Source organism: Algoriphagus oliviformis, assembly GCF_017254915.1.
Lineage (GTDB): Bacteria > Bacteroidota > Bacteroidia > Cytophagales > Cyclobacteriaceae > Algoriphagus > Algoriphagus oliviformis.
In genome coordinates this window covers 779195-791501 of the sequence record NZ_JAFKCT010000001.1, presented here as the reverse complement: position 1 = coordinate 791501, position 12307 = coordinate 779195, and the positions used below count along the sequence as shown (strand labels likewise).

The 12307-nt window shown below is 54.8% G+C and carries 11 protein-coding genes; 1 reads left to right on the top strand and 10 read right to left on the bottom strand.

The window, feature by feature from the left end:
* Positions 1–32 precede the first annotated feature (32 nt).
* The 9 genes from J0A68_RS03335 to tpiA form a co-directional block, all read right to left on the bottom strand.
* Complete coding sequence (locus J0A68_RS03335) at positions 33–1175, bottom strand: nitric oxide synthase oxygenase (protein ID WP_206576764.1); 1143 nt, start codon at positions 1173–1175, stop codon at positions 33–35.
* Between the two features lie 164 nt (positions 1176–1339).
* Positions 1340–2626 (bottom strand): M24 family metallopeptidase, encoded by a 1287-nt coding sequence (locus J0A68_RS03330; protein ID WP_206576763.1) that lies wholly within the window; start codon positions 2624–2626, stop codon positions 1340–1342.
* Between the two features lie 114 nt (positions 2627–2740).
* On the bottom strand, positions 2741–3679 hold the full coding sequence (locus J0A68_RS03325) for a lytic transglycosylase domain-containing protein (RefSeq protein WP_206576762.1): 939 nt from the start codon (positions 3677–3679) through the stop codon (positions 2741–2743).
* 132 nt (positions 3680–3811) lie between these two features.
* Entirely contained in the window at positions 3812–5332 is a 1521-nt protein-coding gene (locus tag J0A68_RS03320) for a GH3 auxin-responsive promoter family protein (protein WP_206576761.1), read from the bottom strand.
* Positions 5332–6069: an LPS export ABC transporter ATP-binding protein gene (lptB, locus tag J0A68_RS03315; protein WP_206576760.1), complete on the bottom strand. Its 738-nt coding sequence runs from the start codon at positions 6067–6069 to the stop codon at positions 5332–5334. The genes J0A68_RS03320 and lptB overlap by 1 nt, the downstream gene beginning before the upstream one ends.
* A 1-nt stretch (position 6070) precedes the next feature.
* Positions 6071–7795, bottom strand: a complete 1725-nt coding sequence (gene recJ / locus J0A68_RS03310; protein ID WP_206576759.1) for a single-stranded-DNA-specific exonuclease RecJ — start codon at positions 7793–7795, stop codon at positions 6071–6073.
* A 94-nt stretch (positions 7796–7889) separates the two neighbouring features.
* On the bottom strand, positions 7890–8096 hold the full coding sequence (locus tag J0A68_RS03305) for a hypothetical protein (protein WP_206576758.1): 207 nt from the start codon (positions 8094–8096) through the stop codon (positions 7890–7892).
* A 1-nt stretch (position 8097) separates the two neighbouring features.
* A complete protein-coding gene (gene prmA, locus J0A68_RS03300) occupies positions 8098–8925 on the bottom strand; it encodes a 50S ribosomal protein L11 methyltransferase (protein ID WP_206576757.1) in 828 nt (275 codons plus the stop codon).
* Positions 8926–9045: 120 nt separating this feature from the next.
* On the bottom strand, positions 9046–9807 hold the full coding sequence (gene tpiA, locus J0A68_RS03295) for a triose-phosphate isomerase (RefSeq protein WP_206576756.1): 762 nt from the start codon (positions 9805–9807) through the stop codon (positions 9046–9048).
* Positions 9808–9877: 70 nt separating this feature from the next.
* On the opposite strand from tpiA, the gene J0A68_RS03290 reads away from it, so the two are divergent.
* Complete coding sequence (locus tag J0A68_RS03290) at positions 9878–10393, top strand: regulatory protein RecX (RefSeq protein ID WP_206576755.1); 516 nt, start codon at positions 9878–9880, stop codon at positions 10391–10393.
* A gap of 219 nt (positions 10394–10612) precedes the next feature.
* Here J0A68_RS03290 and crtD read toward each other — a convergent pair whose 3' ends face one another.
* Positions 10613–12085 (bottom strand): 1-hydroxycarotenoid 3,4-desaturase CrtD, encoded by a 1473-nt coding sequence (crtD, locus tag J0A68_RS03285; RefSeq protein ID WP_206576754.1) that lies wholly within the window; start codon positions 12083–12085, stop codon positions 10613–10615.
* Positions 12086–12307 lie beyond the last annotated feature (222 nt).

Below are 12307 nucleotides of genomic sequence, written 5' to 3'. Positions count from 1 at the left end.
CTCCCGCAATGGACAGGGCTTTTGCATGTACGTCAGATCAGTGACTTTTCCCCGACCGCGTGAAATGGGCAGCCCGATGCCTTTGCAGGATATTCGGTGTCCAAGGCTTTCCAAGCCGGATCAGCGTAGAAGAAATTGGGTTCAAGGACCTCATTTTTCCATTCCCGGTGAAAAACCCCCGTCGTCGATCCGGCTGTCGGCGGCACGATCCATGTCCAGTCCGCCTGGACTTCGCGGCCTTTTTCCGCTTCGATTCTACAAAACTCGAGAAACTGCTCCGAAGCCTCATGATGGTCCACCAGCGTCACTCCCGCAGTTTCGAAGGAATGCAGCACCGCTTCCTGCAGCACCAGCAGCGCCCTGTCTTTCCAAAGCGCCCTTTTAGAACCGGTATCCAAGCCCAATCGCTCAGCGACTACCGGAAGGAGATCGTACCTGAACGAGTCCGCAAGATTCCTCGCCGCGATCTCGGTCAGCATGTACCAGCCGTTAAAAGGGGCGCAGGAATACACCACCCCTCCTATCTCCAAAACCATGTCCGAAATCACCGGCACCGCATACCACTGCAAGCCCAGCTCATCCAGGCAATCACTGGCCGGATGGCTGATCGGGACGATCTTCACCTTGTCCTTTGGGATCTCAAACCATTCCGGCCTCTGATTCCCGACCTGTATGACGATGGGCAACACGTCGAAAGCCGTGTTCTTTCCCTCCCAACCCAGCGACTCGCACAGCTCGGTGAATGCGACACTTTCCGGATCTCCCAGTATCTTTCCGTCGTATTGTCGGTACGCGGCAAAGCGTATCAACTGCTTATTCCAAATCCGCACAGTCTGCGTTGGCTCTGTGCTGGGCGAAAAGACCGTGAGGACAGGGCGGATTTTCCCGTCGTTGGTGGCAAAGTCAAGATGCTCCATCAGGTCTTCAAAAATGGCAGAGGGATCGGATAGCTCCCTGCGGTCTCGGACTTTCAAGCTCTTCCAAAAAAGCCTCCCGATACACCGATTGCTGTTTCGCCAAGCGACTTTGGCTCCATAGCTGAGCTCATCCGGCCTGTGATCGTAGGTTCCTCGGTCCAAAATCTGCTTTTCGACTTCCTCCAATCGATCGGACACGCCCTCCAATTGACTCTCTTGGTAATATTGCCTGATAAAGGCTTCAGCCTTTTCCCTCATAGTAGAATAAATCTTGAGCAAAACCCTTTCTCCCTTGCCATCTGCACATGCGCGCAAAAAAAGGATGGATTTCACGGAAAACCGAAAATCCATCCTTGAAGTTCAGACGATTGGCAACCTTGCTCGCATAGGTTGGTCAGCGACTCGGACCGACTTAGTTCATACTAAGCAAAAGGCTGGGAAATCGAGGGGCTGGGCTGGGAAAACCACACGGGCCCCTCGGCAGTCATGTACACGCAGTCTTCATGCCGCACGCCAAACTCGCCCACGATGGAAATGTTTGGTTCGATGCTGAAGCACATGCCGGGTTCGAGGAGCTGCTTGTTGCCACGCACGGCATTGCCCCACTCGTGTCCGTCCATGCCGATGCCATGTCCGGTACGATGCGGCAGGCCCGGCAGCTTGTAGTCCGGCCCAAAACCCGCATCGGTAAGCACTTTTCGCGCCGCGGCATCGACTGCCTCCAGCGGAGCTCCGAGCTGTGCGGCCTTGTAGCCCGCAGCTTGGGCTTCTTTTTCCAGATTCCAAATGTCCAGCTGGCGCTGCGTCGGCTCCGCACCAAAGACGATGGTACGGCTGATGTCGGAGTTGTAGCCTTGTACCAAAGCCCCGCAGTCCACTAGCACCACGTCCCCTTTCTTCAGGATTTGGGGCTGGGAGCTGCCGTGTGGAAAAGCCGAGGCCGGGCCGGAGTTCGCCAGCGCAAAGGCATGGCGCGCACCCATCTTTTGGTGGGCTTGGGCCACGGCCGAAGAAAAGAGGGAAGGAGCCTCGCCTTCCTTGAGCGCGGCAAAACCCAGCTTCATCGCTTCGATCGTGATATCCGTCGCTCGCTGCATCAATGCGATTTCCGCCGGGGACTTGATGATCCGACAAGGGATCGTGATCGGATCGGCACTCACGACTTCGAAACTAGAAGACACTTTTCTTACGCCATCCGCGATGAAAAAGCGGACCCGCTCCTCCATCCCGATCTTGCCGGATGTCACTCCAGAATCCAAAATCGCCTTTTTCACCTGCTCGTAGGGGCTTTCGTCCTCCTCCCAAGGATAGATCTTGTCGCCGAGCTTCGTGCCTGAGGCGAGCATCTCTTCGAGCCGGCCTTGCTCAAATTTGGGACAGACAAAGCTCACCTCGCCTTTGGCGGGGATCACCGCCACCATGGGACGCTCGCTTTGGCCCCAAGTCATGGCCGTGAAGTAGTTCATGGTCGTGCCCGAGTCGAGGACGATGGCGGCAAAGCCGTTTTTGGCCATCAAGTCCTGGGCTTTGGCTACACGGGCTTTCCGCTCCTCCATGGAGATGGGCACTACGTCCGCGACTCGGGAGGCCAGTTGTTCGAGTTTGGTTTCGATGGGGTCGGACTTGCTGGCGCCAAAGGCTGAGCCGGCAGCCAAAAGGGAGCTTCCTGCGCCGAGTGCTGACATATGGATAAAATTTCTTCGTTTCATGGGTTAAAAGGATGCTGTATTGGAATAGAAATAGTCGGTTCTGACAAGGTTTGAAGTCCTGATTGCGCCACTCCCCCTTTTCAAAAGGGACTGGGGGATTCTATGGATAATTCCCTATTCAGGCAAAAGGATATCGTAGGACTTACCGCGGCGCACGTTGAGGTTGCGATCGCGAAGCCATGGATTGTAGAGTTTGAGGTCTTTGTAGTTGCTGCCGTTGTTTTTGGCCCATTGGGGCAGGTTCTTGATGTCCTCATCCACCCGGATCGTCCTGAGGCTGGGATTTTTGTAGTAGTCCCCTTCCCTGAGGTAGAAGCCATAGGCGCCGGGATTTTCGAATATCACCTTGAAAGCGAGGATACGAAAGAGGTAGCGACTGGTCTCGTCGTTGAGGTAGAGCTCGTAGTAGTTGCTGTTGAGCTGCTCGTCCTGTCGGCGGCTGAAGCCGCTCTGGCCCATATTGTAGCTGGCCGCTACGGCCGTCCAGTCACCAAACCGGGCATGGGCCTTTTTGAGATATTTGGCAGCAGCCCTGGTGGACTTTTCAAAATGATAGCGCTCGTCCACGTCCTTATTGATCTCCAGGCCATACTCCTTGCCCGTGGATTCCATGATCTGCCAAAATCCCCTGGCTCCGGCCGGCGAACCCACGTTCATCAAAGCGCTCTCGGCAATGGCCAAATACTTGAAATCGTCGGGGATGCCCTCTTCCTTCAGCATGCGCTCGATGTCCGGCAGGTATTTCGCGGAGCGCTTGAGCAACAAAATCATGTTGGACTCCCAGTAGGCATTCACGTAGATCTCCCGCTCCAGTCGCTCGAGGATGTCACCCCGCTCCAGCGGGACTTTTTCCCCGGCAAAATCCAGCGCTTTGGGCAAATCAAACAGGCGGATGGAGTCCCGGAAGGAAATCTGCGGGGGAAGGTTTAGCGGCTCCGCAGCAAGGTAATCGGTGCTCACGGCCATGGCAGGTGTCTTCCAATAGGCCAAAGCGGCCAGGGTAAGGCATGCCAGCAGGAGGAAATAAATCAGGAAAAGATGGATTTTGGGCATTCGGATGACTCAATTCTGAATTTGGAACCCCTCAAAGTACGGCTAAACCCAAAAACATCCGAACGGATTTCCCCAAATGGTAAGGAAGTGGCTAAATCCCACAATCCTGGTCTATGGACTGATCGCTACCACCTACCCCATCATCCCAAAAATCTCATCGATGTATTCCCGGGTGTTGGACAGTCTCGGCACTTTGTGCTGTCCGCCAAGCTTGCCTTTTTTGCGAAGCCAAGACTCAAAAAGACCCTGGGGAGCCTGATGGACTATGGGAAGCTTCAGGGCGATGTCCTTGTGGCGCTTGGCGTCGTAGTCGGAGTTGACCTCGCGGAGCTTTTGGTCCAAAAGCCGGGTAAACTGCGCCAAATCGCCCGGGGCAGTCTGGAATTCGACGATCCACTCGTGAGCGCCATTTGACCCATTCCCCTCAAAATAGAGCGGCGCAGCGGTGAAGTTGGCGATGGTAGCACCGGTCTGCTCAGCGGCAAACTGGATGGCTGTCTCGGCGTTTTCCACGATCACCTCCTCGCCAAAGGCATTGATAAAGTGCTTCGTGCGGCCGGAAATGCGGAAACGGTAGGGCAGTGTCGAGGTAAACTTGACCGTGTCGCCGATCTTATACCTCCACAGGCCACCGTTGGTAGAGATGACCATGGCGTAGTTTTTCCCTGCCTCCACTTCCCGAAGCGGGATGACCTTGGGCTTTTCGCTTTCCCACTCTTCCATCGGGATAAACTCGTAGAAAATCCCGTAGTCGAGCAGGAGCAAAAGTTCGTCGGAATGCGGCCGGTCTTGGATGCCAAAAAAGCCTTCGGAGGCATTGTAGGTCTCCATGTAGTGCATCTTTTCGGAGGGAATCAGTTCCTTGAACAGGCTGCGGTAGGGGCCAAAAGCCACGGCTCCATGGAAAAACACCTCCAGATTGGGCCAGACTTCGAGGATGTGTTTTGCTTTTTTCAATTCGAGGATGCGGCGGAGCAAGACCACCGTCCAGGTAGGGACGCCTGCGATGCTGGTGACGTTTTCGTTCATGGTCTCGCGGGCCATCTTCTCGATCTTGGCCTCCCAGTCGCCCATAAGCGCCGTCTCCAAGGCTGGCGTGCGGGCAAACTGCGCCCAGATCGGGAGGTTTTGCATGATGACTGCGGAGACGTCGCCGGCTTTGGCCGTGCCCTCTGGATTCAGGGGATTTTTCTCCAAAGTCCCTCCTATGGAAAGGCTCTTGCCGGTAAAAAGCTTGGACTCGGGATAGGTGGACACGTAGAGGGACACCATGTCCTTGCCGCCCTTGTAGTGGCATTCCTCGAGGCTCTCCTCGGACACCGGAATGTACTTGCTGCGGCTGCCGGTGGTGCCGGAGGACTTGGCAAACCACTCGATCTCGGTATTCCAGATCACCTCCTGCTCGCCCTGCATGGTCTTTTCGATATACGGCTTGAAAGACTCATAGTCAAAGACCGGTACCTTGGCCGCGAAATCCGCATAGGCCCTGATCTCCCCAAAACCATGCTCCCGGCCAAATTCCGTCCACTTTCCCGCCTCGATCAATTCCCAAAAGGTGGCTTCCTGAACGATGATGGGGTTTTTCTTGAAATTTTCGATCTGGCCCAGACGGTTCTTGAAGATCCAGGACAAAAAACTGTTGATCACTTCCACTAGTTAAAAACTTTGCGTTTGAGCTCAAATTGGCTTCCGAGATAGACCTTCCTCACCTGTTCGTCGGCGGCGAGCTCTTCGGCACTGCCGGCTTTGAGGAGCTTTCCCTCAAACATCAGATAAGCGCGGTCGGTGATGGAAAGCGTCTCGTTGACATTGTGATCGGTGATCAGAATGCCGATATTTTTGGTTTTGAGTTTGGCGACGATGGTCTGGATCTCCTCAACGGCGATGGGATCCACGCCGGCAAAGGGCTCATCCAGCAGGACAAATTTGGGATCTACCGCCAAGGCACGGGCGATCTCGGTGCGCCGTCTTTCCCCTCCGGAGAGTACCATCCCGAGGTTTTTGCGCACGTGGGTAAGGCTGAATTCCTCCAGCAGGCCTTCCATTTTCTCCTTTTGCTGGGCTTTGGAGAGCTTGGTCATCTCCAGGACGGCGAGGATATTTTCCTCTACGGAAAGCTTTCTGAATACCGAAGCCTCCTGTGCCAGGTAGCCGATCCCGAGCTGTGCGCGCTTGTACATGGGCAGCGCTGTGATGTCTTCGTCCTCCAGGAAGATCTTGCCCTCATTGGGCTGGATCAGGCCAACGGTCATGTAAAAGGAGGTGGTCTTTCCGGCACCGTTTGGCCCCAAAAGCCCCACGATCTCGCCCTGCTCCACCTGCACGGAGATGTCGTTGACCACGCGGCGGCCTTTGTAGATTTTGACGAGGTGTTCGGCTCTGAGCATCATATCAGTCAAATTTGATGTCTTTCACGTAGAGTTGCAAGCTGCTTTTGTCGCGGAAAAAATTCTCCCGCATCTCGGCCACGATGTCGAAGCGCATCTTGCCGCGCAGCATGTTCACGGTGGTGAGGTCGGGATCCTTCGCGCGGTCAGCCATCCCAAAACCCAGGCAAACCGGTGTGGTCACCTGACCGTCCTGCACGATCTTAAAGCGCAAATGCTTGTCTTTCAGCACGGTCACTTCGTCCGCATAGACGTTGGAAATCCGGAAGATCGGCTCGGTATTGCCCGGTCCAAAAGGCGCCATCTGCTTCAGGATGCTGTGAAACTTATAGTTGATCTGATCCAGCAGCAGCACATCGTCGATCTCGATCACCGGCTTGCGGTGTACCTCCTCGATGCGGTGGCGTACCACTTGCTCAAACTTGGCCTGAAATGCCGGGACGTTTTCCACCGAGAGGGTCAGCCCCGCGGCGTATTTGTGTCCACCAAACTGGTCCAAAAGATCCGCGCACTCGGCGATGGCTTCGTAGATGTCAAAGTCCACCACGGAGCGGGCGCTGCCGGTAGCCTTACCGTTGGACTCGGTGAGGATGATGGTGGGGCGGTAATATTTTTCAATGCATCGGCTGGCCACGATCCCGATCACGCCCTTGTGCCAGTCTTCCTTGAAGAGCACGGTGGAGTTCCATTCGGTCTCCTCTTCCATCAGGGCTAGCATTTCGAAGGCTTCCTTGGTGATGTTTTCGTCAAAATTGCGCCGTGTCGCATTCACCTCATCCACGAGCTTGGCGCGCTCGATGGCCTCGTCTAGATTGGAGGAGATGAGCAGCTCCACGGAGGCCTTGGCGTGCTCCAGACGTCCGGAGGCGTTGATGCGAGGGCCGATCTTGAAGACGATGTCCGAGATCTGGATTTCCTTTTCGACTTTGGCCTGGAGGATCAGGGCTTTGAGTCCCGCCCGGGGGTTGTTGTTGATGCGGTCGAGGCCGTAAAAGGCCAGGAGACGATTTTCCCCCGTGATCGGCACGATATCCGCCGCGATGCTGACCACCACCAGGTCGAGATAGCCGTAGAGGCTGGACTCCTCGATCCCATGGGTTTTGGCGAAAGCCTGGATCAGCTTGAAGCCCACCCCACAGCCGCTGAGCTCCTTGTAGGGATAGTTGCAGTCGTCGCGCTTGGAGTCGAGCACGGCCACGGCGGCAGGCAGGCGATCGCCCGGAGTATGGTGGTCGCAGATGATGAAGTCCACGCCCAGCTGGGAAGCCAGGGCGACCTTGTCGATGGCTTTGATGCCGCAGTCCAGCGCGATGATGAGGGTGAAGCCGTTTTCGGCGGCAAAGCGCACCCCCCGCTCGGAGATACCGTAGCCCTCCTTGTATCGGTCAGGGATGTAAAAGTCAACCTCTGGGTAGAAGCCCTTCAGAAAGCTGTACATCAAGGCTACCGCCGTGGTGCCGTCTACGTCGTAGTCGCCATAGACGAGGATGCGCTCTCCGCTGCGAACCGCCTGGTCTATCCTGCGGACGGCAGCCTCCATATCCTGCATGAGAAAGGGGTCGTGGAGCTGGCTGAGGCTGGGACGGAAATAGTCCTTGGCTTGCTCAAAGCTCTCTACGCCCCGGTTGATCAGCATGTTGGCCAGGGTAGGATTCACGTTGATTTCCTTGCCGAGCTTCTCGATGGTGGCTTGTGAGGCTTTGGGTTTTTGCTTCCAGACGTACTCCATGGGTTGGTTTTATGAAAGAAGAGAGGATCAAAAAATCCCCTCGTAATATAGCTTGGGTAAACTCCTATTAGCGGAGCTTTTAGCCAAAAGGTTTTTAAAGCTGCGGATTTCTGCGCTTTTTTTCCTGCTTGTAATAGTACCAAAATAGCGCAGGAGAGATCAAGGCTCTGAGTCTCCAGGAGTTTTTCTCCTTGATGGAGAGGCCCGTATCGGCATTGACTGCCCGGTACATCAGCACTCCGGCGAGGCAATGCCCGAGGATCGAGACAAACAATATCGCGTAAATCCAGAGCTCTGTCATGTCAGTTCTTTTGTAGTATCAAGGCCGCCCAGTTGTCCTTGGACGATTTTTTGACCAGCTCCAGGCCAAAAGGCTTAGCCGCGTCCAGCAGGTCGGGGATGTCCTCGGTGTAGAAGCCACTGAGGAGCAGAAATCCTTTGGCAGGCAAGAGTCCGGCATAGATCTCCATCTCGTCCAGCAGCACGTTTTTGTTGATGTTGGCCAGGACGATGTCAAAAGGGCCCTGAGGATTCACCTCTCGGATGGTTCCCAGGCCCATGCGGGTGCTGAGTCCGTTTAGGTCAAAATTCTCGTTGCCGTTGTCCACGCACCAGTCGTCGATGTCAAAGGCTTCCACGGACTTTGCGCCCAGCAGGTGGGCCATGATGGCCAAAATGCCGGTGCCCGAGCCCACGTCGAGGACTCTCTTCCCCGCATGATCCAAGTCCCCCTGATGCCGCAGCATCTGAAAGGTCGTTGCATGATGCCCCGTGCCAAAGGACATTTTGGGATTGATCACGATCTCGTACTTGAAATCCGGCTGGGGCTGGTGAAAGGAGGCCCGCACGTAGACCAGCTGATCTACCGCGATGGGATCGTAGTTTTTCTCCCACTCCTCATTCCAGTTGACCCGAGGCATGACTCCCTCGGTTAGGGAAATCTGCGCCTCTTCTTGGTAGGAGGCGATGAGCTCGTCAAACTTCGCACGGTCAAACTCTGACTCGGCTGCATAGGCATCGATTCCGTCCTCGGTCTCGAGAAAAGAATCGAAGCCGATTTCCGCCAGTTCGGCGATGAGGATTTCCCGGAATTCTTCCAGGCACTTGATCTTAAACTCCAGGTAATCCATGGCTTTCACTAAGATAATTTGGTAAAGAAGAGGTCTGTGATGACACAGACCTCTTGGGAATTTCCCTCACCCTGAGCGGGAGGGTGAAGTGGTGAATCCGCTAAAAAACTTTCAGCGATCTCAGAATGACTTGATGATGTCGATGAAGTCCCTGGACTTGAGGGAAGCTCCACCGATCAGTCCGCCGTCCACATCAGGCTTGGAGAAGAGCTCCTTGGCGTTGCCGGGATTGGCGCTGCCGCCGTAGAGGATAGAAGTCTCGGAGGCGATTTCTTTCCCGTACTTGGAGGCGATGTGTCTTCTCAGTGCCGCGTGCATTTCCTGCGCCTGGTCAGCGGTGGCGGTTTTGCCGGTGCCGATAGCCCAGATGGGCTCGTAGGCGATCACGACTTTGGAGAAGTCCTCGGGGCTGAGGCCGAAAAGGCTCTCGGTCAACTGGAATTTCACATTGGGCTCATGGGTACCTGCGGTACGGATTTCCAGCGACTCACCGCAGCAGAAGATGGGAGTCAGGCCGTTGGCCAGCGCCTGCTTCACCTTCTCGGCCAGCAATTCGTTATTTTCCTTGAAATATTCCCGGCGCTCGGAGTGTCCGAGGATGACGTACTGCACGCCAAAGGAAGCCAAGATCTTGGCCGACACCTCGCCCGTGTAGGCACCGGCATCCTTGTCAGAGCAGTTTTGGGAGCCCAGGGCAATCCCTTCGGTAGCGCCGATCAGTTTTTTTACCGGGAAAATATGCGGAAATGGGGGATTCAGCACTGCGATGACGTCTTTGACCGCCTCGTCTTTGTACATGTTTACGATCTCGGAAGTCAGCTTCTGGCCTTCGTCGAAGGTCATATTCATCTTCCAGTTACCGGCAACTATTTTCTTTCTCATTGGGGAATTAAAATTTGAGGTGTTTGAAAAAAAGATTAAGCAAGGGTATTTTGGCTTAAAATTACCAAAAATGTCCAGCTGGGGAAAAAATAACCCGGATCATGCTCCAAAAAAGTACTGGTCTCTCGGGGAGGCCAAAGGAAAACTGGAGACCTATTGTGCTTATCAAGAGCGCTGTCAGTGGGAGGTCCGCCGCAAGCTCCACGAAAAAGGCATCTACGGCGAGCAGGCCGAAGCGCTGATCGCAGAGCTGATCGCGCACAATTTTTTGAACGAGGAACGCTTCGCCAGGTCCTTTGCCCGGGGCAAGTTTCGCCTGCGCCACTGGGGCAAAAGCCGCATCACCCGCGAGCTCAAGCTTCGACAGATCAGCCCACGCTGCATCCAATACGGCCTCTCGGAGATCGACCCGGAGGAATACTGGGACACGCTCCTCAGCCAAGCCGAAAAGAAGTGGGAAAAAACCAGCGAAAAGGATTCCTTCAAGAAAAACTACAAGGTCATCAGCTACCTGATCGGAAGGGGCTTTGAGCAAGACCTGGTGCAGGAGGCGGTGGCTTCAGTGAGCAGTCGGCAGTCGCAGTAGGCAGTTGTTGGTCAACAGTCCACAGTCGACAGCTTGTACCGTGATCGTCTCTTGCCTCTTGATTCTCGGCTCTGGTGTCTTGATACTAGCTACTTGATACTCCTTAGTCCACCATTCCACGCACAATCCTCAAGGAATTCAGTGTCCAGTCTCTTGCCTCTTGATTCTTGGCTCTAGCGTCTTGATACTTGATACTTGATACTAGCTACTCACTACTCTCTACTTGCTACTCTCTACCATTCCACACGCGATCTTCGCCGACAGCAGTGACAGTGGAATCCCACCTCCGGGATGCACCGAGCCACCACAGAAGTACAGGTTTTTGATTTCCGAAGAAAAGTTGGCGTGGCGGAGAAAGGCCGCAAAGCGGTTGTTGGAGCTGTTGCCGTACAGCGCGCCCTGGGCAGAGGACGTGCGGGATTCGATCGTCCTCGGATCGAGGACTTGCTCCAATTCGATCAGCGGCTCCAGGTCGGTTTTCAGGATGCGGTGGATTTTCGCCAGGATGTTTTTCCGCGCCTCCGTGATCAGCGCATCCCAGTTCTGTCCCTGGTTGTTGGGGACGTTGATCATGGTAAACCAGTTCATGCAGCCCGCCGGAGCGTCGTCCGGCTTCATGACCGAGGTGATGTTGATGTAGACGGTCGGATCGTGGTGGATGGTTCCTTTTTTGAAAATATGCCCAAACTCCTCCCGATAGTCCTCCGAAAAGAGGATGTTGTGCAGGTCCAGCTCGGGAAAGACTTTTTTCACTCCCCAATAGAAAATCAGCGCCGAACTGGACTTGGGCTGGCTGAGCAGGCGCTTGGGCTGCTTTTGCTTTCGCAGGAGCGTCCGGTAGGCATTGACCATGTCCATGTTGTTCACGACGAGCTCGGCGGGAAACTTCTTTCCTCCACTCACCAAGCCCACGGCCTGGCCTTTTTCCACCAAAATCTCCTCCACCCGAGAGTCAAAATGAAAAACCACCCCCAGCGACTTGGCCAGTTCAACTAGGCTGAGCGTGATGTCGTGCATGCCCTTTTCCGGAAAATAGGCACCTCGGCCAAACTCGAGATGGGGAATGATATTCAGTGTAGCCGGAGTCTGATAGGGATCAGAGCCGTTGTAGGTCGCGTAGCGGTTGAAAAGCTGGATGAGTTTGGGGCTGTCGAAGCGCTGCTCGTTTGCCTGGCTCATGGTGGAAAAAAGCCCTAGCTGGCCCATCTTGAGATAGGTTCGCAGCGCCTTTGAACTGGTCCAGGTGGAAAGCCGATGAAGCGAGCGCTCCAAGAAAAGCGGCGCAAGATGCTTGTAGATAAAGGCCGAGCCTTTCAGCGCCTCGCGGACTTTGCCTGCGGGTTCGCCGAGCTTGGTTTCCACTTCCTCTGCAAACCTGTCCACATCAGACCAAGCGCTGAGCCGCTTTCCGTCCTCCCAAAAATACCGGCAGACCGTGTCCAGCTTTTGGTAGCGGAAGAAGTCCCCCGGATTCTTTCCCGCCAGGCTAAAGAGCTCCTCCACCAGCTGTGGCTCGGTGAAGAGGGATGGCCCTGCATCAAAACGGTAGCCGAATGCCTCGATCTGGGAAAGCTTGCCGCCGGGGTAGGCATTCGCCTCGAAGACGGCCACCTCGTAGCCTTTCACCGCCAAGCGGATGGAAGCGGCGAGCCCCGCGATCCCCGAACCAATGATCAGTGCTTTTTTACCCATAGTACAAGCCTCCTCAAAATACCGATTTCGCCGGAAATTGTTTAAGGCTTGGAATTCAAAACACCTCTTATTTGCACCTTGGTGATCCGGCAAAAGCACATACCAGAAGCAAACATCTGACTGGCTACCAACCACTTCATATCGGATGGCAGATGAATTTTGCGTGATTTTTTTTTGCAAAAATACTAAAGGCTCAAACCGGCGAATTTTTTAGTAAAAACT